Origin of the sequence: Niveibacterium sp. 24ML, from assembly GCF_026586805.1 — a bacterium.
In the GTDB taxonomy this organism is placed as follows: domain Bacteria; phylum Pseudomonadota; class Gammaproteobacteria; order Burkholderiales; family Rhodocyclaceae; genus Niveibacterium.
Window position 1 is genome coordinate 76,632 of sequence record NZ_JAPFHA010000012.1, and the last position, 25,412, is coordinate 102,043.

A 25,412-nucleotide genomic window follows, 5' to 3' on the forward strand; every position below is an offset into this window, starting at 1 on the left:
GCCCATCTATAGGTGGGCCTTGGCGTTTCTTGCCACATCGGGCATAGCACCGCAGTAGCCGCATAGAAAACAGCAGCACAGCAAGCAGCCAGCCTCAACTTCCTGCAAGGCCGGCCGTAGACAGGGAGGTTCGTTGTGCCCAGTCGGCCGCGTTCGGTCACTGCAGCACAATCCGCGCATCGGAAACGGGGCCTTGGGGGGCGAGATGAAGCAGCAGGAGGAACAAGGGCGTGGCTGGCCGATCTGGTTGCGGCTGGTGCTTGCCGTATGGCTGATGTTCGGTGTCGCCTGGACGATCACCATCGCCTGGACGCATGTCGAACAAGAATCAATGGCGCGGCACCAGGCGGAAAAATTCGCCGACAGCGTGCATCAAATGACGATGGCCAGCCTCACCGGGATGATGATCACCGGCACGGTGGCGCAGCGATCGGTGTATCTGGATCAGATCGTCAATACCCGCAACATCAGTGAGCTGCGCGTTCTGCGCGGCGACGCGGTGATCAAACAGTTCGGGCCCGGCTCCGACAAGCCGCTGCAGCCCAGCCCCGAGGAAGCGCAGGTGCTCCACACGGGCAAGCCGGTCTATCGAGCCGACAAGACGCGCGCCGAACTGGTCGCGATCCTGCCGGCATTGGCGGCACGTAACTATCTGGGAAAAGACTGCCTCGCGTGTCACAGCGCCGCAAAGGAAGGTGATCCGCTTGGCGCAGTCAGCATGCGGATTTCCCTCGAAGAGTCACGTGCCGAGGCGGCGGCATTCACGGGCAAGCTTTTCATCGTTGCGACCCTTCTCAGCATCCCGGTGGTGCTGTTGATCTACTTTTTCGTCAAGCGCGTGGTGACCCGCCCGCTTGCGGAGATGAGCGCCGCCATGCAGGTGATTGCCGACGGCGAAGGCGATCTGACACGTCGTTTGCCCACCCGCCGCAACGATGAGATCGGGCGTGCCGCAGCAGTGTTCAATCAGGTGATGGAACGCTTCCAGGGGCTGATCCATCACCTCGACGAAGTCGTCAACCGGGTCTCGGGCGCCTCGCGCGAATTGGCCAGCCACGCGGCCACGCTGGTTGAGCGATCACGCCGCCAGAACAACCACTCACAGCGAGCGGCCCAGGCCATCGAACGGATCAGCGAGCAGGTCAGCGTTGTCAATGAACGCGCCCAGCATGTGCGCCAACTTTCGCTCGACAGCCAGGCCCGCGCGCAGGACGGACGCGCCAGCGTGAAGGAACTCGTGACAGGCATTCGCTCGGTCGAACAGGCGGTTGGCGATCTTGCCCAGACCGTGGACCTGTTCGTTACCAGTACCAATGCGATCAACGCCACCACCGGCGAAGTCACCGAGATTGCCAACCAGACCAACCTTCTGGCACTCAATGCGGCAATCGAAGCCGCGCGGGCCGGCGAAGAAGGCCGTGGCTTCGCCGTTGTGGCCGACGAAGTGCGCAAGCTGGCGGAAAAGTCCGCCCACTCGGCGCACGAAATCACCGGACTTGCCAACCAGATATCCGGCCAATCAACCCAGGTACGCGCATCCATCGACGACGGCGCTCGCAACCTTGCAACCAGTGTTGCCTCGCTCGACCAGGTCGAATCCGTGTTCAGCGAAGCCTCGGCGTCGGTGGAAAAAGTGTGTGAGGGCCTCAACGAGATCACCTCCGCCGCGCAGGCGCAAACTGAAGCCTCACGCGAAATTACTGCGATGATGGAAGAGATTGCCGAGAGCGCACGCCTCAACGATCTTGCCGTCGAGAAAACGCTGGAAGAGACACAGGGCCTTGAGCGCCTCGCCGAGGGCTTGCAGGCCGAGATTGGCCGCTTCCGAACCTGAGCCACCCAGCCACAGGCAGGGCGCGTCCGTAGGCTGACCGCGCCCTGCAAAGCCTTGCAGCGCCTCGTTCGCCTGCGTGCAGTGCACCGGCCTTGGCCCTGGACTGATCCTGCTTGCGAACCCCCTGCCCGATCTTGCGCGCCTGAGGGTGGACTTGCGCTGCCACCGTCCGAACACCGCCATGCGCGGGCAGGATGGCGGCCGTCAATCCACCTCCCCAGGCTTCAACACATTCAAGCCGCTTGGCATGCCCCGCAGCACCTACCGCAGTAGCGTGAAGCTTGGCGGCTGGCCTTTGCAGTATCGCGAAGGCGGCCGTGAGCACCTTGAGCACTGCATTGCCGAGCAGGACATCGTGCGCATCGCCAGCTGGGGCATGAATCACATCGGCCTGCCTGCGGATCAATCGGCAATCGCGGAGCAATCGCCGCGTGCGACGTGCGGAGGCCGGAACGGTCACAGCTTTGCCGCGCAGCGTGATGCAGCACACACGATACAAGACCGTACCAAACAACCAGCGCGGCACACAGGCAATTGGGAGAACGGCCATCCCCAGCAGCCCAATCCTTGCCGTGATCAGTCCTCACAAAGCGGCGCGCCGTGCAAGCCCGCCACAAAACGGGCATGCTGCGGGCTCCCCCCGAGAGAAACATCAATGATCGAGCCCCTCCTGCTGTGCGCCGCCCCGGTGTGGACTTTCGACGGCGACACGCTGCTGACAAACGCCAGCGGCTTCTTCTTCGAGCGCAACGAGCGCCTGTTTCTGGTGACCAGTCGTCATGTAATGTGCGACGAAGAAAGCGGCCATAACCCACGCCGGATCGAGCTGGAACTGCATATCGACGCCGCCAACATGGCCCGCTCGACCGGGTTCTCGATCCCGCTGTTTCGCGATGGCCGCAGCCTGTGGCGGCAAGGGCGCGATACCGCCGGCGAAGTGGACGTCGCGGTGATCGAAATCGAACGCAGCGCGCTGCCACCCGGCACGATCTACTATGCATTCAGCCCCGCGCATTTGCTCCAGCCCGGCGATCAGGTCGAAGTCGGCTCGTCGGTGCTGGTCGTGGGTTACCCGCTTGGCTTCCACGACACGGTGCACCATTTGCCAGTGGTACGGCAGGCCGGTATCGCCTCCTCCTTCGGCATGCGTTTTCAGGGTGAGGGTTACTTCCTCACCGACGCGCGCACCCACCGCGGCGGAAGCGGCGCGCCGGTCGTGATGAAAGTCGGCAACACCAGCAATGAGCGCGGCGCGCTTCCGTGGCTGCTGCTGGGCGTGCACTCCTCGCGCCTGGATGTCGGCACCCGAGATCTCAAACTCGACGAAGCGCTCGGCCTGAACTGCGCCTGGTACGCCGACATCCTGCTGACCCTGACCGCCGACTGAGCTGTTGTATCGCTGCCCTGCAGCGCCCGCCTAACCGATCAGGACTGAGGTCGAAACAACCGAGCCGCAGGGCGTCCGCGCGGCAAAGGCCAACGGGCGCGCAACACTGGTCAAGAGCCAAGCCAGCCAATCAACCGAAGCGCAGATTCCAAGATGGGGGCCATGAAGCGAAAAACCCGCCAGGAGGCGGGTTTTTCTTGGGAAAGCTTGGGGCGACATACCGGGATCGAACCGGTGACACCTGGAATCACAATCCAGTGCTCTACCGACTGAGCTAATGCCGCCACTGGGTACTACCTTGCGTCGTTTGGTCCGCCCGACAGGAATCGAACCTGTAACCCCCGGCTTAGAAGGCCGGTGCTCTATCCGATTGAGCTACGGGCGGTTTCCGTCGGCACGAATTCCAAACTTCGCTGGTCGGGGTGGAGAGATTCGAACTCCCGACATCTTGCTCCCAAAGCAAGCGCGCTACCGGACTGCGCTACACCCCGAGAGGGCAAGAATATACATAGCTTGCCCCGATTCGTCAAACATCTTTGTTGAATCCCGCCACAAACTCATCGCCTGCAAGCCAACCATGGCCCTGTTGCTACTCAGACGACAGCAAAGCATGCAGCACGTCTGACCGTTCCTTGCGACAAGAAATCGATTCTGCTATTAACGCTGCTTCTTTCAACTAACCAGGGAAAGCAACCATGGCCGGGGAGATTAACCGCCACTTCAAGCCATACGTTCCGAAGAAGGGCGAGCAGTACATGAACGAAAAGCAACTGGCCCACTTCCGCGAAATCCTGGAAGCTTGGAAGCAGGATCTTCAAATCGATATTGAACGTACCGTCCACACCATGCAGGACGAAGCCACCTCGTTTGCCGACCCCAATGATCGTGCGAGCCAGGAATCCGACATCGCGCTCGAACTACGAAATCGCGACCGGGAACGCAAGCTGGTCAAGAAAATTGATCAAACGCTCGCGCTAATCGCCGCGGGCGAATACGGTTATTGCGAGAGCTGCGGAATCGAGATCGGGCTCAAACGCCTCGAAGCCCGCCCTACCGCCAGCCAGTGCATCGACTGCAAGACACTGGACGAATTACGCGAACGCCAAGTGGCACGCTGATCGAGCTGCTGCTTTCTGGATCGATTCACGCAGATCTGAGCGAGCAACTCACACGACAGATGCAAAAAAGGCGCCTTGCGGCGCCTTTTTCGTCTGCACGAGCAGATTAGAACGTGTGGCGAACGCCGATCTGGAAACCCGTGCGATAGCCATACCCACCGTTCGTCGCATCTGCAACTTGATAGGCCGGGTCCTTGCCTGCAGCGATTGCTGCCAGTGCAGCCGCATCGGCGCCGTTAGAGGTATCGATCTGCGAATACGCAGCATACAGCGCGGTGCGCGAAGACAGCGAGTAAAGACCGCCCAAGCCGAACTGCGTTGCCTTCAGGTCAAGATCGTTCTTGTCCTGGGAGTAGGTGTAAGAAGCGAGCAGCGAGAAGTTGCCGAACGGAACGGTAGCGCCGCCAAACCAACGGTTATATTTGACGGCTTCGCCATTGGCATCAAGCGAAGTGCCATCCTTCGGCTGGGCATATGCAAGCGAAAGCTTGGCGACACCAAAATCAAATATGCCGCCCAAATCCCAGGAAGAAATCGAGGCTTCTGAGCCCTTGGTCTGCTGGTGGCTGTAGTTAGCAGCCAAGCTGACCATCTTGCCCAATTTGAGTTTCGGCGCAACAGAATAGTAGCTCTTGTTGCCAGAGTTTTCGACCGTCTCATCGCCGCTGGCCGACTTCGAATACATCGCCTCTACAGCGAAGACATCGCCAAAGTACGGCGTCGTCACATAGGCCGCGTTGTCAGCACGCGCAGCGATGTGCGTGAAGATGTTGTTCGTCTCTGCCACAGCGCCCAAACCAAACGGATCGGCATTCGCGTAGAGGTTGAACTGCGGGGTGTATTGGCGACCAAAACGGAACTCAACGACACCAAAATCCAGGCCGGCCCAAGTCTGACGACCCCATGCGAGACCACCTTGGTTGCTGCCGCCAGTATCGGCCTTCACGCCGGCTTCAATCTGGAACTTGGCCTTCATGCCGGGCGTAAGCTGCTCAACACCCTTGAAACCGAGGCGCGAACCATTCAGCTGGCCACTGTCCAGCCCTTGGCGGCTACCTTTGTCGCCATAATGATCAGTACGGTACGAGTAACCAACGTCAACCAAACCATAGATCGTAACGCTTGTGTCGACCGCAAATACCGGAGCGGCAACGAGGCCCGCGATGGCGGCGGCGATCAGTTTCTTTTGCATGCACTTCTCCTCTTAGTCTGAAGATGCGACGCCGGCGGAACCCCCTGGGCCGTCGTCTTTCTGCTCTCGAATGGAGAGATGACCGGATATTGCAGGTGCAGCATTGCGCCCCGCAAGGCAAACGGCGCTTGGTCTGCAATCGCCCTGAAACATTGTTGCTTACAAGCAACAAACGTCAGGATCTCGCTACGCATCAGAACGCGAGCGCGAGCGTAAAGTGCAGCCGGAACTTCTCATCTGACTGGCCGTAGGCCACATCGACACCTAGCGGCCCGGCCGGACTTCGCCAGCGGCCACCCAGCCCATAACCCACGCGCCAACGCATGTCCTGCCATGTGTCGTTCGCGTCGCCGGCATCCACGAAGGTTGCAAGCCCCCACGGCCCTGACACCCACCTCACGTACTCCAGACTCGCAACGGCCAGCGTTCGGCCGCCGACAATTGCAACCCCGTCCTGAACGCCAAGACTCTGATAGTCATAGCCGCGCACGGATTGAGATCCACCGGTGCGAAACAGGAAGTCTTGCGGGATCCCTTCGCTGGACGGTGCAACGGTGTAACCGGCTTCTCCGCGAAGGATGAAAGTCCCGCTCTCACCGAGCGGTCGAAAATACTGACCACGGCCGTACACGCGGAGGAAGCTCTGGTCGGAAAAGAAGTGCTTGGAGCCACCGCCGATCTGAAAGCTCACGCCGTAGCCGCGCTGCGGATCGGCGGGGTTATCGGTGACGCGATAGCCTGCCTCGCAGTTGAGCGTCAGTGCGGTACTGATCTGCTCAACGCCGCCTTCGGGCTCCGTGGTTTCATGTTGATAGTTGATGCTGATCCGCGTTGTCGTGCGCTGCAAAGTACGCGCCCGCTGCACGCCAACCGAGAACCTTGAGGTGGCCAGATTCTGGATGTTCTCGGCAAGCCCCGAGAGCCCCACCGCATCCCTGAAGCCGGAGTGGGTTTGCGGCAGAAACACATCAGCAAACGCGGACTGACGCTTTTCCTCCAAGCGCACGGTGCTGTTGAGTTCCCAGGCATTGCTGAAGAGGTTGGCATCGCGGTAGTTAACTTCACCGCGAGCCCCGGTGTTGCTCGAGAAGCCAACGCCCACACCGAAACGTCGCGGCTTTGCCTCGGTGATCGACACACGCAGCGGTGAGGCGTCGGCAAGGGCCGGATCGCGATCAATCTCGACAATGGCCCCGGAAAAATAAGGCGTGCTTTGCAGCGAATTCTGCAGCGTCACAAGGCGCTCATAGTCGTACCGTTCGCCTTCGGTAACTGAGCTGTAGCGCTCGACGAGATCTCGGCTGTAGAGCGAAAGGCCCACCACATCAATCGGGCCAATCCGGAACGCGGGGCCCGAATCAATGACCACCAGCAATCGTGCAACCGCCCGCTCCGGGTCGATATCGGCAGTGGAATCGACGATCCGCGCCGCGGCGTAGTCTTGGCTCGACACATCTGCGAGCAGCTTCGCCTTGGCCGCGCTCCACCCCGCCTGAGAAAATGCGCCCCCCTTGCCGAGCGTCCATGCCGCCAGCAGCGATTCCCGGCGAGCGCGCAGATCGGGCCGCTCACCGTTGAGATCCCCCTCGAACCGGAGCACCACCTCTTGAACAACGGCACGCGGTCCAGGCTGCACCCTCACCAGGGCCGGCGATCCAGGCGCCTGCTCCACATCAATCTGCGACGAGAAGTACCCTTCGGTTTCCAGCAGCTCCGGGATGTCCTTTCGCGCGCGCCGGATTCGCGCAAGCGTGTCACCCTCATCGGTCTGGATGTCGCCTTCGGCGCCCAGATCCGGGTCGGCCGAATCCGCGGCGGCGTCCCTCGCGTCGAAGGCCGAAACATACTTGAGGATCAGGGGCCTGACAGCCCCCGGGGCTTCAAGGCGCAGCGGCGCCGCCACCGCCGTCGAAACCGGGAGCAGCCCGGCCAGAGCGATCAGGCTGACGGCGCAGAGACATGACAAACGCCGGTAAGCGAATGCAATCGATTTAGGGTCTGAGTAGGCGGGCACGGCCGGATTCTATCCGCGCCGCGCCCGGCTTGGCAGTGCAACTCGACTTACGCTTCCGCGTAGTAATTCGCCACCCGTTCGACTTCATTGCGCGAGCCAAGCACAACCGGAACTCGTTGATGCAACTGCTCAGGCTGCACCTCAAGGATTCGCCGGTGCCCCGTCGAAGCCGCCCCGCCCGCCTGCTCGACGATCATGGCCATCGGATTGGCCTCGTACAACAAACGCAGGCGGCCAGGCTTGGACGGATCGCGCTTGTCACGCGGATACATGAAGATGCCGCCGCGGGTAAGCAGGCGATGCACGTCCGCCACCATCGAAGCAACCCAACGCATGTTGAAGTCTTTCCCTCGCGGCCCCTCTTTGCCTGCAGTCAGCTCATCGATATAGCGTTGGATGGCCGGATCCCAAAAACGTGCGTTGGACGCGTTGATTGCGTACTCACGCGTGTCGTCCGGAATCCGCATGTCCGGGTTGGTCAGCACCCAGGTTCCGAACTCGCGATCCAGCGTGAATGCGGCCACGCCCGCCCCCACCGTCAGCACAAGCAGGGTCTGCGGACCATACAGGGCATAGCCCGCCGCAACCTGCTGAGTCCCTGGCTGCAGAAAGGCCCTCTCGTCGGCCTCGGCGCGGTCCGGACAGCGCAATACCGAGAAGATCGTGCCGACGGAAATGTTCACATCAATGTTTGACGAACCGTCGAGCGGATCAAACAACAGCAGGTATTCGCCTTTCGGGTACCGGTTTGGAATGGCGTACGGCAGCGGCATCTCTTCCGAGGCCATCGCGGCCAGATGCCCACCCCATTCGTTTGAGAGCAGCAGGATCTCGTTCGCAACCACATCAAGCTGCTTCTGGGCCTCCCCTTGAACGTTATCGGTGCCGACTTCACCAAGCACACCGGCAATGGCCCCTTTGCCGACATTAACGCTGATCGCCTTGACGGCACGAGCGACCACCTCGATCTGCAGCCGCAGATTCACCGGTATTTGCTGGTGCTCGCGCTGCTGCTCGATCAAATACTGCGTGAGCGTGACACGACGCATGACTACTCCCCCCCGAGATCAATCGCACAGCCTGCGTTGGCGCCAAGCCAGCGTTCGACCCCCCGATCGAACTCCGCCCCGTTCTGATGCGCCATCGCCCAAGCCCGCCTTCGCGTTGTGCACTGCGATTATCGGCGCGCCCCTGACAGCGCAACATTAGAGCCACTACCTATGCCGTCACCGGGCCAAGCCTGGCCGCAGAGGTACAATCATGCTTACACGGCAGCCGCGGCAAGCGCCGCACTGAATCACACTCATGCGAATCATCATCGTCGGCGCAGGCTTGGAAGGCGTTGTCAGCGCTTGGTATTTGGCACGCGACGGACACGACGTCACCGTGCTTGAACGCCGTGAAGGCCCGGCACTGGAAACCAGCTTTGCCAATGGCGGGCAGGTATCGGTGAGCCACCCTGAGCCTTGGGCGAACCCCCGGGCGCCGGGGCAAATTCTTCGCTGGCTTGGCCGGGAAGATGCGCCTTTGCTTTTTCGCATGCCCGCAGAGTGGGCCCGCTGGCGCTGGGGCATGGCCTTTTTGCGCGAGTGCACACCTGGCCGCACGCGACGCAATACCGAAGCGATCGCCCACCTTGCGGCATACAGCCTCACCTGCCTCAAACTCCTGCGCGGCGAAGCCCAGCTTGACTATGACGCCGAGCGCCGCGGCGTCCTTCACCTGTTCTTTGACCGCCATGAGTTCGCCCGCGCGCCTGAACGCGCAGCCGAGTTGACCCGCTGCGGCCTGCACGCAAGCGTCGTCACTCGCAACCAGTGCATTGAGCTTGAACCCGCGCTGAGCGCCTGCGCAGGGCGGCTCATGGGCGGGCTGCATGGCCAGGACGACGAATCCGGCGATGCCCACCTATTCACCGAACGACTTGCCAAGCGCCTCGCGGCCGGCAGCGTGCGCTTTCAATACTCAACAGCGGTGAGTGCAATCCGCGAAAGCAAGGGCAAGGTTGCCGGTGTCGTGCTTGCTGACCCGAATGGTGTTTTCAGTGAAATCGAGGCCGATGCGGTGGTGGTTTGCGCCGGCCCGTGGAGCAATCAGCTTCTTGCGCCGCTAGGCGAACGATTGCCGATTTACCCCGTCAAGGGTTACTCGGTCACGCTACCCATCGTGGACGAGAAACGCGCGCCGCATGTCAGCCTGACCGACGAAACACGACGGATTGTGTGTTCAAGACTGGGAGATCGCTTGCGTGTCGCGGGCACGGCAGAACTCAATGGTTTTGACATGGCGGCCAACCCAGCCCGCACCGCAGGTTTGCTCAAGTGGGTTGAAGCGCACTTCCCTGGCGCCACGGATACCAGCGCCAGCGAGAACTGGAACGGGCTGCGCCCGGCCACGCCAAACAATCTGCCCGTGATTGGCGCCACCCGCACGAGAGGGCTCTGGCTCAATACCGGCCATGGCACGCTGGGGTGGACGCTGGCTTGCGGGTCAGGGGCGGCGCTGGCTGACCTGATCGCAGGCCGCACGCCGCAAATTTCCGGGTTTCCGTTCAAGGCAGCCGGTTGAACCCAGCCGGCTGGCAGTTCAGCGCATCATCCCGGGCATCATGCCCTTCATTGAGCGCATCAACTTGCCCATGCCGCCCTTGGACAATTGCTTCATCACTTTTTGCGTCTGTTCAAACTGATTGAGCAGACGATTGACTTCCTGCACCTGAACCCCCGCGCCAGCCGCGATCCGGCGCTTCCGGCTGGCCTTGATCAGCTCTGGTTTGCTTCGCTCAGCCGGGGTCATCGAGTTGATGATGCCCTCGATCCGTCGAATCGACTTCTCTTCAACCCCACCCTGCAACTGCGAGGCCGCCTGCGCAAACTGCGCCGGCATTTTGTCCATCAGCGATGACAGCCCGCCCATCTTCCGCATCTGGGAAATCTGGGCCTTGAAGTCATTCAGGTCAAACCCCTTTCCGCTCTTGAGCTTCTGGGCAAACGCCTTGGCTTGCTCCTCGTCGACGTTCTGACGAGCCTCTTCAACCAAGGACAGAATGTCGCCCATGCCCAGGATGCGGCTGGCCATCCGGTCGGGGTGGAATTCATCGAGGCCGGTGAGCTTCTCGCCCACGCCGGTGAACTTGATCGGCTTGCCAGTGACATGCCGCACCGACAAAGCGGCGCCGCCGCGCGCGTCGCCGTCGAGCTTGGTCAACACCACGCCGGTCAGCGGCAAGGCTTCGTTGAACGCTCGCGCGGTATTCACCGCGTCCTGGCCGAGCATTGCATCAACAACAAACAAGGTCTCGATCGGTTTGACCGCTGCGTGGAGCGCCTTGATCTCCGCCATCATCGCTTCGTCAATTGCAAGCCGCCCCGCCGTGTCGATCAACAACACGTCGAAATAGTGGCGCTTAGCATGGTCAATGGCCGCATTGGCAATGTCGATCGGCCTCTGCTCTGCGCGTGACGGAAAGAACTCCGCCCCGGCCTGCGCCGTCACCGCCTCCAGTTGGTCAATCGCCGCGGGGCGATAGACGTCACACGAGACGGTGAGCACCTTTTTCTTGTGCTTCTCGCGCAGCATCTTCGACAACTTGCCGACGGTAGTGGTCTTGCCTGCGCCTTGCAGGCCCGCCATCAGAATCACCGCGGGCGGCTGTGTCGCGAAATTCAGCGTCGCCTGAGCGCCGCCCATCAACTCGGTCATCTCGCGATGGACCACTCCAACCAGCGCCTGCCCGGGCGTCAGCGAGCCAATCACATCCTGCCCAAGCGCCTTTTCGCGCACACGGGCAATGAAGTCCTTCACGACGGGAAGCGCGACGTCAGCTTCCAGCAGCGCCAAGCGGACTTCGCGCAGCATCTCCGCGATGTTGTCGTCGGTCAGGCGGGCTTGGCCGCGCATGGTCTTGACGACCTTGGCAAGCCTTTGAGTCAGATTATCGAGCATGGTCCGGGAGCGATCCTGGCCGCACTGAGCGCACGACCATTCAGGTAAACTGCGAAGATGCCTGCGATTCTACTTCATCTGCCTGCCGCCTCGATCTACATCGGGCTTGCAATCGCCTACCGCAGGCTGCACGGAGACTCCTCGCCAAACCAGCGACGCTGGGCTCAGGCTGCGTTGCTTGTAGCGCTTTTGCTGCACGGGGCAGCGCTCGCCAACGACATTTCGAGCCCGTCTGGCCCACGCTTTGGCTTTGCCGCAGCACTATCAATGACCCTTTGGCTCGCCCTCGTATTTTATTGGTTAGAGAGCTTCTATACCCGAATCGAAGGGCTCACAGCCCTTGCGATGCCGATCGCCGCGATTTCTGTGCTCTTGCAGCTGATCTTTCCGAATGAACACATGCTGCCGAATGCCGGATCCACGGCATTTCGGCTTCACTTCATCGTCGCGATGCTGGCGTACAGCCTGTTTACACTCGCCGCCCTGCACGCGCTGCTGATGGCCGCGGCGGAACGCCAACTGCACAGCGCACGCATGACGCAGGCGATGTCGTCCATCCCGCCGCTGATGACAATGGAGAGCCTGCTCTTCAAGCTCGTCGGCAGTGGTTTCATTTTGCTGACACTCACCGTCGGATCTGGCGTTTTCTTTTCCGAAGCCCTGTTCGGAAAACCACTCGCGTTCTCACACAAAACCGTGTTCGCCATTGCAGCATGGGTACTCTTCGGCACGCTGCTCGCCGGCCGCAGCCTCTGGGGATGGCGAGGCCGAAAAGCGCTCCACCTCACCCTCGCCGGCTTCGCCTGCCTGTTGCTCGCCTACGTCGGCACCCGCTTTGTGCTGGAAGTCCTGCTCGGCCGCCCTTAGGCGCGATGGTCAGCCCGTGGGCATTGCAAACCCGCAAGCCGAAACACCGCGCACACCTAAACTTCCTGAGCAAAATGCCGAAAACGGGATAATCGGCTTATCGGCCCGCCAAAAAATCGGGAAGCCCCGCAGGCGAGGTCAAGAGCCGATGGATGCGCGGAGCAAGAGCCGCAGATCACCGCGCCAAGATCCACACACCTGCATCTGAAGCCCTGACAGGGCGCGGCTTTACAAGGGGTGAGGGCTAGCGCATCATCGCGCACCGGTCGTACTAATGTCGAGACAGCGGTTTAATGGCATCAAATCCACAGCAAATCGCACTCAGCGGACTCGCCCGAGCTCTGGTTCAGCACGGGCGTTTGACTGAGCAGCAAGCGACAGAGCTCGCAGATCAAGCAAAAGCATCAAAGCAGGTATTTGCACTGGAGCTGGTGCAACGCGGCGTCATGAGCAGCCGCGATCTGGCGCGCTTCTGTGCTGAGACATTCGGATTCCCGATGCTCGACATCGCTGCTTACGATGAGAACCAGATTCCACGCGACGCCATCGACCGAAAGCTGATCGCGCAGCATTCGGTCGTCCCGCTCGCCAAACGCAACAACAAGCTGACGGTCGCAATCGGCGACCCGACGAACCTGAGAGCGCTAGATGAGATCCGCTTCCAGACTGGCGTAGCCGTCGATGCGATCATTGTTGAAGTCGACAAGCTGTTCAAGCTCTCACAGAAACTGGGTGAAAGCACCAGCGATCAGCTGAAGGGCTTGACTGGCGACATCGACGAAGAGCTTGGGGAGATGGCCGATGCCGAATCCTCATCAAGTTCGGAGGCCGAACAGAACGTCGATGTCGATGACGCGCCGGTCGTCAAATTCATCCAGAAAATTCTGGTCGACGCGATCAACGAAGGCGCATCGGACATCCACTTCGAGCCTTACGAAAAGTACTACCGGATTCGCTACCGCACCGACGGCATTCTTCGGGAAATTTCACAGCCCCCTCTGGCGCTTCGCGAAAAGATCGCTGCCCGCATCAAGGTCATATCGAGACTGGACATTTCCGAGAAGCGCGTGCCGCAAGACGGCCGCATGAAGCTCAAGCTCTCGGCTAACAAAGCGATCGACTTCCGCGTCAGCACGCTCCCATGCCTGCACGGCGAAAAGATCGTGATGCGTATTCTCGACCCAAGCTCCGCGATGCTTGGCATTGATGCGCTTGGCTATGAGCCAGACCAGCGCGCAGCGCTCATGGACGCCGTGCAACGGCCGTATGGCATGGTGCTCGTGACTGGCCCCACTGGTTCCGGGAAAACCGTTTCGCTGTACACCTGCCTGAACATCCTTAACAAGCCAGGGGTGAACATCTCGACGGCCGAGGATCCGGCGGAAATTAACCTGCCGGGCATCAATCAGGTCAACGTGAATGACAAGGCTGGCCTCACCTTCTCGGCGGCCCTCAAGTCCTTCCTGCGTCAGGATCCGGATGTGATCATGGTCGGCGAAATTCGCGACATCGACACAGCAGAGATTTCAATCAAGGCCGCTCAGACCGGCCACCTTGTTCTGTCGACGCTGCACACCAACGATGCACCGACCACACTTGAGCGCATGAAAAACATGGGCGTCGCACCGTTCAACATCGCTTCAAGCGTGATCATGATCACTGCGCAGCGACTGGCGCGACGCTTGTGCTCATGCAAACGCCCGATCGACATTCCGATCCAGGCGCTGATCGATGCGGGCTATCAAGAAGAGGAACTCGATGGCTCTTTTGAACTCTTCGGCCCGGTCGGATGCGATCGATGCAAGGGGTCGGGCTACAAAGGGCGTGTAGGTATCTACCAAGTGATGCCCGTAGGTGAAGAGATCGCGCATATAATTATGACAAACGGCAACTCTATCGATATCGCGGCCGAGGCTCAGCGCCAAGGCATCCGCGATCTTCGGCAATCGGGGTTGCTCAAAGCCAAGCAGGGCGTGACCTCGCTTGCAGAAGTACTGGCAAACACGAACGACTGATCACAGGGCAGGCAAATGGCGACAGCATCACGGACAGTTCGCAAACCGGCAGGGACCGGCGAGAGCGTATTCACCTGGGAAGGCAAGGACAAGAACGGCCGGGTGGTTCGTGGCGAAACACGCGCGGGCAGTGCTTCCATTGTTCAGGCCAACCTGCGCCGCCAAGGCATCGGCAATGCCAGAGTCAAAAAGCGGTCTTTCTCCAAGGGCGGGAAGATCACGGACAAGGACATTGCACTTTTTACCCGCCAGCTTGCAACGATGCTCCGCTCAGGCGTGCCACTGCTGCAGACTTTTGACATTGCAATCAAGGGCGCCACCAATCCGGCGCTGGCCCGCTTGCTGAACGAAATCCGTTCAGACATCGAAACAGGCGCCGGTCTCGCAAATGCGTTTCGCAAGCATCCAGTGTATTTCGATGCCCTCTACGCGAACCTTGTAGCGGCAGGCGAGCAGTCTGGCGCGCTTGAAGCATTGCTCGACCGTTTGGCCACATATAAAGAAAAGATCTTGGCAATCAAAAGCAAGATCAAAGGGGCGCTTTTTTACCCTATTTCTGTTGTCGCGGTGGCGCTCGGCGTAGTTGCAGTGATGATGCTCTTCGTCATTCCTCAGTTCAAATCCGTTTTTACGAGCTTTGGTGCAGAGCTTCCTGGGCCGACCTTGATGGTCATGGCCATGTCCGATTTCTTCATTGAATATTGGTATATCGTCTTTGGTGGAATATTCGGGGCGATAATTGGTTTGTCGTTTGCATACAAGCGATCGCCGCAAATGCAGTTCACCATGGATCGTCTGCTTCTGAAGTTTCCAGTTATTGGAGAAATCATTAAAAAGGCAACCGTGGCCCGCTGGACTCGCACGCTTTCAACCATGTTTGCCGCAGGTGTCCCCTTGGTAGAAGCGCTCGACTCAGTTGGCGGCGCAGCGGGCAACCGGGTCTACGAGATCGCTACCAGACAGATCCAGAATGAAGTCAGCACGGGTACCAGTCTTACCGTCGCCATGCAGAACGTAAACGTATTCCCAACCATGGTGATACAAATGGTCTCGATTGGCGAAGAATCCGGCCAACTGGATGCGATGCTTGGCAAGGTTTCGGACTTCTTTGAGCGGGAAGTGGACGATGCGGTCGATGCGCTTTCACAGTTGCTTGAACCATTGATCATCGTCTTTCTGGGTACGGTCGTCGGCGGGCTTGTCGTAGCCATGTACCTCCCAATCTTCAAACTGGGTCAAGTCGTTTAAGGCGTCCGGCACAGACAGCTAGGAATACTGCTTTGATGGAATTGATCGCTTCGTCACCGCTTGCCTTTATTCTGATTGCGAGCGTTCTGGGGCTTTGCATTGGCAGTTTCCTGAACGTGCTGATTCATCGCCTGCCGAAAATGATGGAGCGGGACTGGCATGAGCAAGCAGCGGAATTGCGCGGCGAACCTGCCTCTGCCGGTGAGCCCATCACGATATCCCGGCCGCGTTCGCGCTGCCCGCATTGCGGAACGGCCATCGCCAGCTGGCAGAACATTCCCTTGCTCAGCTACGCTCTACTTGGCGGCAAGTGCGGACATTGCAAAGCACCAATCGGGCTTCGCTATCCGATAGTCGAGTTGCTTGGCGGGCTAACGGCTGGATTTGCAGCCTGGCACTTCGGATATGGATGGCAAGCCGCCGGCGCAATGGTCTTTGCCTGGTCGATGATTACGCTGACGTTGATCGACCTTGATACCCAATTACTGCCGGATTCAATCACCCTTCCCTTGCTCTGGCTCGGCCTTCTGCTCAACTTGGGTAGCACCTATGTCAGCCTGGATACAGCGGTGATCGGCGCGATGGTCGGGTACCTTGCGCTCTGGTCGGTTTACTGGTTGTTCAAACTGGTCACCGGTAAAGAAGGCATGGGGTATGGCGATTTCAAGCTGTTGGCCGCCATTGGGGCATTTGTGGGTTGGCAGCAATTGCCGCTCGTCATCCTCGCCTCATCGGTTATCGGCGCCGCCGTGGGTATCGCGATGATCGTCTTCGCGCGCCATGGGCGATCTACCCCGATCCCGTTCGGCCCCTACCTTGCGGGCGCTGGTTTGGTTGCGCTCTACTGGGGTCCGTCCTTGACCACAGCCTACCTGGCACTGATGTAGCGTGCAGAAACGAAGGCAGGGCAACCCGCCTTCGACGTCGGTCAGCCTTGATTGACGCGCCGGACTTTCGTGGTCCAAGCCTCAGCGCGCATCCCGATGCTACATACCCCGCGGCCATCCAAGCATTGCCTGCTGCAATGCGTTAGAATTTTGGGCTTGATTTTCAGGAGCTTAGCCATGCCCATCTACGAATACCGTTGCAGCGATTGCGGTTTTCAGAAGGATGTACTGCAGAAGATCTCAGACGCAGCGCTGACGGTTTGCCCTTCGTGCGGGAAAGAGACCTTTGGCAAGGCCCTTACTGCTGCGGGATTTCAACTGAAGGGCTCTGGCTGGTACGCCACCGATTTCAAGGGCGGCGCGTCAAGCGCGGCCGCAGCAAAACCAGCAGAGTCCGCAGCGACAGAAGCCGCCAAGCCCGCCGGTTGCGGTGGAAACTGCGCCTGCCACTGAGATGCCTTTCAAGAAATACCTGATTGCTGGCTTGCTGATCTGGGTGCCGCTGACCATTACGGTCTGGGTGCTGCACCTGATCGTTGGCACGCTCGACCAGTCGCTTTTGCTGCTGCCAATTGAATGGCGGCCCGAGCGCCTGTTCGGCTTCGGCGTTCCCGGTCTGGGTGCGCTGCTCACCTTGATGGTCGTCGTGCTGACCGGGGTGGTGGTGGCGAACTACTTTGGCCAGCGCCTGGTCGGCTTCTGGGAGTCGATGCTCGCCCGGATTCCTGTCGTCAAGTCGATCTACTCCAGCGTCAAACAGGTTTCGGATACGCTTTTCGCACCGAACGGACAGGCTTTCCGCAAGGCCCTGCTGGTGCAGTACCCGCGTGAGGGCAGTTGGACAATTGCGTTCCTCACCGGAGCGCCGGGCAAGGAAGTGGCCCAGCATCTGACCGGTGATCACGTCAGCGTCTATGTGCCGACAACGCCGAACCCGACTTCGGGCTTCTTCCTCATGATGCACAAGGAAGCGGTCGTCGAACTGGACATGAGCGTTGATGAGGCGCTCAAGTACATCATCTCGATGGGGGTCGTTGCGCCGGCCCACCCCGGCGCGGGGCACAAGCGATAAGCATGCACCTCATCTTCCTGTTTTCCCCCACGTATTCAGGCACCGCAGGCTCAGGATTTGGTGGTCAGCCTGCGAGTTCGCCGAACGGCGGTGCGCGAAATCGGACGGGCTGAACGCGTGGCAAGCGCTCAGCCCTGAGTGTCCCCGAGACGCCCCGAAGCGCCAGAACACACACTATCTGTCACGCCGCACTGCGCGGCACAGCAATCGAATCAAGCAAATCCGGAGTTACCGATGCGTACCTGCTACAGCGGCCTCGTCAGCGCCGCCCATCTCGACCAGATCGTCACCCTTACCGGCTGGGCCCACCGTCGTCGCGATCACGGCGGTGTGATCTTCATTGACCTGCGTGACCGCGAAGGCCTGGTCCAGGTTGTGTGCGATCCGGACCGCGCCGAGACCTTTGCGGTCGCGGAGTCGGTCCGCAACGAGTTTTGCCTGAAGGTGGTCGGCAAGGTCCGCCGCCGCCCGGAGGGCACGACCAACGCCAACCTGATCTCGGGCGAAGTCGAAGTGCTGTGCCACGAACTCGAAGTGCTGAACCCGTCGGTGACCCCACCGTTCCAGCTCGACGACGACAACCTGTCGGAAACCGTCCGCCTGACGCACCGTGTGATGGATCTGCGCCGTCCGTACATGCAGAAGATCATGCAGCTGCGCTACCGCACCGCACGCGCTTTCCGCCGCTTCCTTGACGATCAGGGCTTCATCGACATCGAGACGCCGATGCTCACCAAGAGCACGCCGGAAGGCGCGCGCGACTACCTGGTGCCCAGCCGCGTGCATGACGGCCAGTTCTTCGCCCTGCCGCAGTCGCCGCAGCTCTTCAAGCAGATGCTGATGGTGGCCGGCTTCGACCGTTACTACCAGCTGACCAAGTGTTTCCGTGATGAGGATCTGCGCGCTGATCGCCAGCCCGAGTTCACCCAGGTCGATATCGAAACCTCCTTCCTGACCGAGACCGAGATCACCGCGATCATGGAAGAGATGTTCCGCACGGTGTTCAAGGAAGCGGCCGACATCGAGCTGCCGAACCCCTTCCCGCGTATCAGCTACGCCGATGCGATGGCGAAGTACGGTTCCGACAAGCCGGATCTGCGCGTCACACTCGAATTCACCGAACTGACCGACGTGATGAAGAGTGTCGAGTTCAAGGTGTTCGCGGGCGCCGCCAACATGGAAGGCGGCCGCGTTGCCGCTCTGAAGATCCCGGGTGGTGCGGCACTCTCGCGCGGCGAGATCGACGCCTACACCCAGTTCGTCGGCATCTACGGCGCCAAGGGGCTGGCGTACATCAAGGTCAATGAAGTTGCGAAGGGTCGCGACGGCCTGCAGTCGCCGATCGTCAAGAACATGCCGGACGATGTGCTCAGCACCATCATCGCCCGCTCGGGTGCAGTCGATGGCGACTTGATCTTCTTTGGCGCCGACAAGGAAAAGATCGTCAACGATGCCCTGGGCGCGTTGCGGACCAAGATCGGCCACGAGAAAGGCCATGTCGATGGCCGCACCTGGGCGCCGGTGTGGGTGGTCGACTTCCCGATGTTCGAGTACGACGATGAAGGCAAGCGCTGGAATGCCTGCCACCACCCCTTCACCTCGCCGAAGGATGAGCACATCGACCTGCTCACCACCGACCCGGGCAAGTGCCTTGCCAAGGCCTACGACCTCGCGCTCAACGGTTATGAAGTGGGCGGTGGTTCGGTGCGTATCCACCGTGAAGACGTGCAGTCCAAGGTCTTCGCTGCAATCGGGCTGTCGAAGGAAGAAGCAGAACTCAAGTTCGGCTTCCTGCTTGACGCGCTCAAGTACGGTGCGCCACCGCATGGTGGCCTGGCCTTCGGCCTGGACCGTATCGTCATGCAGCTGGCGGGCACCGACTCGATCCGCGACGTGATCGCATTCCCCAAGACCCAGCGCGCCCAGTGTCTGCTCACGCAGGCGCCGAGCCCGGTGGACGAGAAGCAATTGCGCGAGTTGCACATCCGCCTGCGCAACGTCCAGCCCGCAGCCTGAGCGCCATGATCGGGTAAGCCCTCATCGCCCGGCCCGCAGAACCGCCGCACGCCCTCGTGGCCTGCGGCGGTTTTGTTTTGAGCCCGCCAGGCCACCAGCTCAAGCCACGCCAGACAAATGCCGTTGACCCGGCCAACAGGGGCGGAGGCACCAGATGGCAGGCAAGGTCGAGGATCTCACCGTCCTCGTGGTCGAAAACCAGAGCAACATGCGCACCCAGCTTCGCAACATGCTTGCGATGTGCGGCATTACCAAGCTGGAGGCTGCGCAAAGCGCGGGCGCGGCGATCCGCAAACTGCGCGATTCAAGCTTCGACATCATCCTGTGCGAGTACCACCTTGGCGAAGGGCAGGACGGGCAGCACTTTCTTGAAGACATCCGCCACCACCACCTGATCCCGCTTTACACGCTGTTCATCATGGTGACCGGCGAGCGCAGTTATGAACGCGTGGTCGGCGCTGCGGAACTGGCGCCCAACGACTACATCCTCAAGCCCTTCGCGCCCGATCTGTTGAGGACCCGGCTTGAGCGGGCGCTCAACAAACGCGAAGCCTTCATGCCGACCTGGCAACTGATCGAGGCCGGGAATGCCGCTGATGCGATCGCCGCCTGCCAGGAAGGAGAATTGAAGTACCCGGTCTTTGCGATCGACTTCCAGCGTCTGCACGCCGAACTGCTCATCACCACCGGGCGGGCCGAAGAAGCTCAGGCGGTATACGAAAAGGTGCTGGCCCGGCGCGCGGTGCCATGGGCGAATCTTGGGCTGGCCAAGGCCCTGTTCATGCGCAAGCGCTATGAGGAAGCCGAAACGCAGCTCGTTGGCCTGCTCAACGAAAGCGAGCAATACCTGGACGCCTGGGACTGGCTGGCCAAGACGCGCGAAGCAGTCGGCGCGCTGGTCGAGGCACGTCAGGCGCTAGAACGTGCCGCCGAACTCTCGCCGCACACCCTGCGCCGCATGCGCCACATTGGCGAAGTGGCGCTGGAACTGGGCGATCTCGAAGCCGCCGAGCGCACCCTCAACGATGTCGTCCGCAAGGCAAAGTACTCGGACTTTCGCGACCCCGAAGATCATGTGAAGCTGGTGAAGGCGCAACTGGGCGTTGGCGCGCCCGACCGCGCCACCGCCACCCTGCGCGACCTCGATCGCAGCATGCAGGGGCTGCCCAAGACCGAATTGTGCAAGGCCCTGTCATCGGCCATGGTTTACACGCACCAGGGTGAAGCCGACAAGGCAACCGAAGCCGCCGAGCGCGCCGCCGGACTGCTGGACGCGCGCCTGGGCGTGAGCACCAATCTCAAGAAGGATCTGGCCAAGGTGTGCATCGAGCACAAGCTTGAAAGCCAGGCCGCCGACGTGGTCATGGACATCATGCGTCACGCCGCCGATGACTCAGCCGTCGATGGCATTACCAAGATGCTCGACAGCCTCGGGCGCGCAGACATGGGCAGCTCACTCGCACAACAGATGAAAACCGAAGTGCGCGACATGATGGGCGAAGGCGCGCGCATGGCCCAGCGCGGCGACTTCGAGGGCGCCGTGACGCACATGCTCGAGGCCGTCCGGCGCATGCCCGGCAACACTATGGTGCTCTACAACGCCGCGCTGGCGCTGCTCAAGTACATCGAAAACTGCGGCTGGGATGCCCACTACGCCGAACAATCGCGCGGCCTGATCGCGCGGCTGCAGAAGGTCGACCCCGGCAACCCCAAGCTGGGCGCCCTGCACCTCTACTTCGACGGCCTCGCCAAGCGCTTCGGGGCGAAAGGCTAGCCCAAGCGAGCAGCGCCGCAAGGCACGACGCCGCAGCCCGGGGCAACAAGGCCGCTGCTACACTTGGCGCGCTTTCCACCTGCCAGGCACGCAATGCAAACACGCTGGATCACCCAGGCCCTGCTCGCCACGCTGCTCGCCGCGGGCGTCTTCGCCTATGCCCGCAGTGGCGCACCGTCTGACGAGATCGCCACCGCCGCCCTCCCGCCCGAGGCGCGCCAGACCCTGCAACTGATCGATCAGGGCGGTCCATACCCCTACCGGAAAGACGGCGTCGTATTCCACAACCGCGAACGCCTGCTGCCCGCGCGCGAACGCGGCTGCTACCGCGAATACACCGTGCCGACACCCGGCTCGAAAGACCGGGGCGCGCGCCGCATCGTCACCAGCTGCGACGGCCCACGCTACTACACCGCCGATCACTACCGCAGCTTCAAGAGGATTCGCCCATGAGCCCTGCCGCCCTGCCCAACGGCCTCAACGGTGTGTTCCGCTGCACTGCGGAGCGTGCCGCCACCCTGCAACGGGCGGCCGAGGGCCGGCGCTTCATCACCGCGTCGATCGACCTGCCAAAGCATGTGCGCCACGCCACCCTGTTTGAAGGCTTCGCCTCGGCCCTCAGGTTCCCGGAATGGTTCGGTGGCAACTGGGATGCCCTGGCCGACTGCCTGACCGATCTGAGTTGGCTCGACGAACAGGGTTACCTGATCATCCTGCGGGGTAGCCATGCCGCGTTTGCAAAGGACTCGGAAGACTGGGACACCCTGACCGACATCCTGTCCGACGCGGCAAGCTTCTGGCACGAAGCAGGCATTCCGTTCTGCGTGTTGGTCGAAGAAGGCCCGAACAGCTTGCCGGAGCTGCCTGCCACATGAGTTTCAAGAAACCGGTTTCGGTGCTGGTGCTGATCCACTCGCCAGCGCTTGAAGTGCTGCTGATCGAGCGCGCGGCGCATCCGGGCTTCTGGCAGTCGGTCACCGGCAGCCAGGAGGACGACGAGCCCCTCGCGCTGACCGCCGCGCGGGAACTGCACGAGGAAACCGGCATCCTCGCGCAGCCGGGGCAGATCGAAGACTGGCACCAGCAACAGCAGTACGAGATCTTCCCCCAGTGGCGGCACCGCTACGCACCGGGCACCACCCACAACACCGAACACGTCTTCAGCATTTGCGTGCCGCGCGATACGCCGGTGACCCTAGCGCCCGGCGAACACCGCGCCTGGCGCTGGCTGCCCTGGCGCGAGGCGGCCGCCGCCTGCTTCTCGGAATCCAACCGGGACGCAATCCTCGCCCTGCCCGCCCGCATGCAAGCGGGCTGATCCCTTTGCCATCGGGCGGTGGCCTCGCCCTCCCGCCCAAAAAGCTCCACGTCAGATGTAAGGAAACGGGCCCTGACCCCGTCTACCTGCATACCGATGCACCGCGTTCGACGCGGCTGCCGGCAACACCACCCTGACCTGGAGCTTTCACATGAACGCGAAGACCAAACCGCAAGCCCTCTCCGCCCTCTGCATCGCCACCGCACTGGGCATCGCTCTGTCACAGCCCGTCGCAGCCGCCGATAGCAGCGAGAAGGAAAAATGCTTTGGCGTGGCAATGAAGGGCAAGAACGACTGTGCGGCAGGCCCGGGCACCAGTTGCGCCGGCACCTCGAAGGTCGACTATCAGGCCGATGCCTGGAAGTACGTGCCCAAGGGCACCTGTGAGAAGACTGCAAGCCCCACGTCCGCCACCGGCTTTGGTCAGCTCAAGGCCTTCAAGGCCAAGAAGGCCTGAACGCCATGCTTCACGCGCCAGAGGCCGCCCCGCGGCCTGGGCGGGGCCTGCGCGCCGGCGCGGGCTTGCCGCTCAAGCCGCAGTATTTCGCCGCCGCGCGCGCACGCCCTGGCGCGGCGGCGTTCTACGAGGTACATGCCGAAAACTACCTGGGCACCGGCGGCCCGAACCAGCGCATGCTCGAATGGGTGCGCGACAACCACGGCCTGTCGATCCATGGCGTGGGGTTGTCGATCGGTGGCGAAGCGCCGCTCGACCCGACCCATCTTGAGCGCATCGCTGCGCTGCTGGAGCGCCACCCGCCAGACGAGTTTTCGGAGCACCTGGCCTGGTCAAGTCACGGCGGGCAGTTCCTCAACGACCTGCTGCCCCTGCCCTACGACGCCGCCAGCCTGCAGCGCGTGTGCCAGCACATCGACCAGGTGCAGACGCGCTTGCGGCGGCGCATCCTGCTGGAGAACCCTGCGACTTACGTCGAGTTCGCGCAAAGCACCTACAGCGAAGTCGATTTCATTGGCGAGATCGTCAAGCGCACGGGCTGCGGGCTCCTGCTCGATGTCAGCAACGCCCATGTTTCATGCAGCAATCATGGCCGCAACACGCAAGCCTACTTGCAGGCCTTGCCGCTTGCCGCGGTGAGGCAGATTCACCTGGCCGGCTTTGCCACCGAACACGACAGCGCCGGCGCGCCGCTGCTGATCGACACCCACGACCGCCGCGTGGCCGCCGAAGTGTGGGCGCTCTACCGTGGCCTGATCGCGCAACTCGGGCCCTTGCCCACCTTGATCGAATGGGACGCCGACCTGCCCGGCTTCGACGCCCTGTGCGACGAGGCCGACAAGGTGAGGGCCTGCCTCGAGCAATACAGCGGGCAGATCGGGCAAGCCGCATGAGCCCGCACGACGCCTTCTTCGCAGCGCTGCACCAGCCCGCCGCGGCCCCGCCCGCCGGGCTGCGCAGCTGGAACGGATCGGACCTCGGCCAGCGCTTTGCCGTCTATCGCAACAACCGGATCGTGTCGCTCACTGCGGCGCTCGCCGATGGCTTTCCGGTGCTGCAGCAACTCGTCGGTGACGCATGCTTCAACGCACTGGCGCGGCACTACATCGAAGCGCATCCGCCCGAATCCCCCGCCTTGTTCGAGTACGGCGAGGCGCTACCAGACTTCGTCGCGGCAAGCGCGCCGATGCGGCCCTACCCCTATCTGGCCGACATCGCGCGCCTTGAGTGGATGCGCACCCGTGCCTGGCACGCGGCCGATGCGCTGCCGCTGACGGCCGCGCAGTTCCAGGCCTGGCTGCAGACGCCGGAGACCTTGCCCGAGCGGCGCCTGCGCATGCACCCCTCACTGCAGATCCTCGACTCGGATTACGCCTGCTTCGACATCTGGCACGCACACCAGCAGGCAGAGCCGCCGCAAGGCTTCAACACCGAAGGCCCGCAGCAGGTGCTGGTGCTACGGCGAGCGGACACGGTTGAAGTCACGCTGATCGATCCCGGCGTGGCGGCGCTGATTCACGCGCTGGCGCGCGGTGCCACGCTCGGCGATGCCCTGCAGGCCGCATCCGGGCACGCACCGGGTTTTGAGCCGGCCGCCGCACTTGCCACCCTGATCCGCAGCCAATGCTGCTGCGGCGCACCCCCCAGCCCGGAGCCCCACTGATGAATACCCTTGTACTCAGCCATGCGCTGATCCACGCCATCAAGGCCTTCAACCACATCGCCAGCCGCATCCCGGACTCGGCAATCGCCGTGCTGGGCCGCTTTTCAACGGCGGCGATCTTCTGGAAGTCCGGCCAGACCAAGATCGAGGGCTTCGCGCTGGATCTGGTCGACGGCACGCTGCAACTGGGCATGCCGAAGCTCTCTGAATCGGCCGTGGCGCTGTTTGCCGAGGAATACCGCCTGCCCTTGCTCGACCCCGGCGTCGCCGCCACCGCCGCGGCGCTGAGCGAGCATCTGTTTCCGATCCTGCTGCTGCTCGGGCTTGGCACCCGCTTTGCGGCTGCAGCCTTGCTGGGCATGACGCTGGTGATCCAGCTCTTCGTCTACCCCGGCGCCTACCCCACGCATGGGGTATGGGCGGCAGTGCTGCTCTTCCTGCTTGCACGAGGAGGCGGCTGTTTGTCGCTCGATTACCTGATCGCCAAGCGCGCAGGCGGCAACGAAAAAACCGCCGGCGCAATGTAAGGATTGATCGCGCAGCCCCGTCTACTCCCATGCACAGCCCGTGCAGTTGCCAGGCGAGCTTGCCTGACGACACATCCA

Annotated in this window: 23 protein-coding genes and 3 tRNA genes; 19 read left to right on the forward strand and 7 right to left on the reverse strand. The window is 61.7% G+C overall.

The genetic code is table 11. From position 1 onward, the window contains the following. The first annotated feature begins 205 nt into the window (after nt 1-205). Together OPU71_RS11900 and OPU71_RS11905 are read left to right on the forward strand one after the other, a co-directional pair. The gene (locus OPU71_RS11900; protein WP_267728197.1) at nt 206-1,834 is read left to right on the forward strand and encodes a methyl-accepting chemotaxis protein; all 1,629 of its coding nucleotides are present in this window, start codon (nt 206-208) and stop codon (nt 1,832-1,834) included. Between the two features lie 655 nt (nt 1,835-2,489). After that, entirely contained in the window at nt 2,490-3,221 is a 732-nt protein-coding gene (locus tag OPU71_RS11905) for a S1 family peptidase (RefSeq protein WP_267728198.1), read from the forward strand. A 208-nt stretch (nt 3,222-3,429) separates the two neighbouring features. On the opposite strand, the gene OPU71_RS11910 is transcribed toward OPU71_RS11905, so the two are convergent. The 3 genes from OPU71_RS11910 to OPU71_RS11920 all read right to left on the reverse strand — a co-directional run bounded on the left by OPU71_RS11910 (nt 3,430) and on the right by OPU71_RS11920 (nt 3,712). Next, nucleotides 3,430-3,505, reverse strand: a tRNA-His gene (locus OPU71_RS11910). A 24-nt stretch (nt 3,506-3,529) separates the two neighbouring features. Further along, nucleotides 3,530-3,606, reverse strand: a tRNA-Arg gene (locus tag OPU71_RS11915). Between the two features lie 29 nt (nt 3,607-3,635). After that, a tRNA-Pro gene (locus tag OPU71_RS11920) sits at nt 3,636-3,712 on the reverse strand. A 204-nt stretch (nt 3,713-3,916) separates the two neighbouring features. On the opposite strand from OPU71_RS11920, the gene dksA reads away from it, so the two are divergent. Next, nucleotides 3,917-4,339 carry an RNA polymerase-binding protein DksA gene (dksA, locus tag OPU71_RS11925; protein WP_267728199.1) on the forward strand — a complete coding sequence of 141 codons (423 nt, stop codon included), beginning with the start codon at nt 3,917-3,919 and terminating at the stop codon, nt 4,337-4,339. A gap of 106 nt (nt 4,340-4,445) precedes the next feature. On the opposite strand, the gene OPU71_RS11930 is transcribed toward dksA, so the two are convergent. The 3 genes from OPU71_RS11930 to OPU71_RS11940 form a co-directional block, all read right to left on the reverse strand. Further along, on the reverse strand, nt 4,446-5,531 hold the full coding sequence (locus tag OPU71_RS11930; RefSeq protein ID WP_267728200.1) for a porin: 1,086 nt from the start codon (nt 5,529-5,531) through the stop codon (nt 4,446-4,448). Nucleotides 5,532-5,724: 193 nt separating this feature from the next. Then, nucleotides 5,725-7,545, reverse strand: a complete 1,821-nt coding sequence (locus OPU71_RS11935) for an autotransporter assembly complex protein TamA (RefSeq protein WP_267728201.1) — start codon at nt 7,543-7,545, stop codon at nt 5,725-5,727. Nucleotides 7,546-7,592: 47 nt separating this feature from the next. Continuing rightward, the gene (locus tag OPU71_RS11940; protein WP_267728202.1) at nt 7,593-8,594 is read right to left on the reverse strand and encodes a class 1 fructose-bisphosphatase; all 1,002 of its coding nucleotides are present in this window, start codon (nt 8,592-8,594) and stop codon (nt 7,593-7,595) included. Between the two features lie 256 nt (nt 8,595-8,850). Here OPU71_RS11940 and OPU71_RS11945 point away from each other — a divergent pair, with 256 nt between their 5' ends. Then, entirely contained in the window at nt 8,851-10,113 is a 1,263-nt protein-coding gene (locus OPU71_RS11945) for a D-amino acid dehydrogenase (RefSeq protein WP_267728203.1), read from the forward strand. Between the two features lie 18 nt (nt 10,114-10,131). Here OPU71_RS11945 and ffh read toward each other — a convergent pair whose 3' ends face one another. Next, nucleotides 10,132-11,490 carry a signal recognition particle protein gene (ffh, locus tag OPU71_RS11950; protein WP_267728204.1) on the reverse strand — a complete coding sequence of 453 codons (1,359 nt, stop codon included), beginning with the start codon at nt 11,488-11,490 and terminating at the stop codon, nt 10,132-10,134. A gap of 57 nt (nt 11,491-11,547) precedes the next feature. Between ffh and OPU71_RS11955 the strand changes: the two genes are divergently transcribed. The 15 genes from OPU71_RS11955 to OPU71_RS12025 all read left to right on the forward strand — a co-directional run bounded on the left by OPU71_RS11955 (nt 11,548) and on the right by OPU71_RS12025 (nt 25,334). After that, nucleotides 11,548-12,357 (forward strand): cytochrome C assembly family protein, encoded by an 810-nt coding sequence (locus OPU71_RS11955; RefSeq protein ID WP_267728205.1) that lies wholly within the window; start codon nt 11,548-11,550, stop codon nt 12,355-12,357. Nucleotides 12,358-12,650: 293 nt separating this feature from the next. Then, nucleotides 12,651-14,372, forward strand: coding sequence for a type IV-A pilus assembly ATPase PilB (gene pilB, locus OPU71_RS11960; protein ID WP_267728206.1), 1,722 nt, complete (start codon nt 12,651-12,653; stop codon nt 14,370-14,372). Nucleotides 14,373-14,387: 15 nt separating this feature from the next. After that, the gene (locus OPU71_RS11965; protein WP_267728207.1) at nt 14,388-15,620 is read left to right on the forward strand and encodes a type II secretion system F family protein; all 1,233 of its coding nucleotides are present in this window, start codon (nt 14,388-14,390) and stop codon (nt 15,618-15,620) included. Between the two features lie 35 nt (nt 15,621-15,655). Next, a complete protein-coding gene (locus tag OPU71_RS11970) occupies nt 15,656-16,507 on the forward strand; it encodes a prepilin peptidase (protein WP_267728208.1) in 852 nt (283 codons plus the stop codon). Between the two features lie 177 nt (nt 16,508-16,684). Further along, the gene (locus OPU71_RS11975) at nt 16,685-16,960 is read left to right on the forward strand and encodes an FmdB family zinc ribbon protein (RefSeq protein WP_267728209.1); all 276 of its coding nucleotides are present in this window, start codon (nt 16,685-16,687) and stop codon (nt 16,958-16,960) included. 1 nt (nt 16,961) lies between these two features. Beyond that, nucleotides 16,962-17,579, forward strand: coding sequence for a DUF502 domain-containing protein (locus tag OPU71_RS11980; protein WP_267728210.1), 618 nt, complete (start codon nt 16,962-16,964; stop codon nt 17,577-17,579). Between the two features lie 234 nt (nt 17,580-17,813). Further along, nucleotides 17,814-19,595 carry an aspartate--tRNA ligase gene (aspS, locus tag OPU71_RS11985; RefSeq protein ID WP_267728211.1) on the forward strand — a complete coding sequence of 594 codons (1,782 nt, stop codon included), beginning with the start codon at nt 17,814-17,816 and terminating at the stop codon, nt 19,593-19,595. 154 nt (nt 19,596-19,749) lie between these two features. Beyond that, nucleotides 19,750-21,369, forward strand: coding sequence for a tetratricopeptide repeat protein (locus tag OPU71_RS11990; protein WP_267728212.1), 1,620 nt, complete (start codon nt 19,750-19,752; stop codon nt 21,367-21,369). Nucleotides 21,370-21,462: 93 nt separating this feature from the next. After that, entirely contained in the window at nt 21,463-21,822 is a 360-nt protein-coding gene (locus OPU71_RS11995) for a ribonuclease domain-containing protein (protein WP_267728213.1), read from the forward strand. Beyond that, nucleotides 21,819-22,244 carry a barstar family protein gene (locus OPU71_RS12000; protein ID WP_267728214.1) on the forward strand — a complete coding sequence of 142 codons (426 nt, stop codon included), beginning with the start codon at nt 21,819-21,821 and terminating at the stop codon, nt 22,242-22,244. The genes OPU71_RS11995 and OPU71_RS12000 overlap by 4 nt, the downstream gene beginning before the upstream one ends. Further along, nucleotides 22,241-22,687 (forward strand): dihydroneopterin triphosphate diphosphatase, encoded by a 447-nt coding sequence (gene nudB, locus OPU71_RS12005; RefSeq protein ID WP_267728215.1) that lies wholly within the window; start codon nt 22,241-22,243, stop codon nt 22,685-22,687. The genes OPU71_RS12000 and nudB overlap by 4 nt, the downstream gene beginning before the upstream one ends. A gap of 151 nt (nt 22,688-22,838) precedes the next feature. Further along, on the forward strand, nt 22,839-23,144 hold the full coding sequence (locus tag OPU71_RS12010) for a DUF2282 domain-containing protein (RefSeq protein WP_267728216.1): 306 nt from the start codon (nt 22,839-22,841) through the stop codon (nt 23,142-23,144). 5 nt (nt 23,145-23,149) lie between these two features. Further along, entirely contained in the window at nt 23,150-24,037 is an 888-nt protein-coding gene (locus OPU71_RS12015) for a DUF692 domain-containing protein (protein WP_267728217.1), read from the forward strand. Beyond that, nucleotides 24,034-24,807: a DNA-binding domain-containing protein gene (locus OPU71_RS12020; protein ID WP_267728218.1), complete on the forward strand. Its 774-nt coding sequence runs from the start codon at nt 24,034-24,036 to the stop codon at nt 24,805-24,807. The genes OPU71_RS12015 and OPU71_RS12020 overlap by 4 nt, the downstream gene beginning before the upstream one ends. Further along, the gene (locus OPU71_RS12025) at nt 24,807-25,334 is read left to right on the forward strand and encodes a DoxX family protein (RefSeq protein ID WP_267728219.1); all 528 of its coding nucleotides are present in this window, start codon (nt 24,807-24,809) and stop codon (nt 25,332-25,334) included. The genes OPU71_RS12020 and OPU71_RS12025 overlap by 1 nt, the downstream gene beginning before the upstream one ends. Nucleotides 25,335-25,412 lie beyond the last annotated feature (78 nt).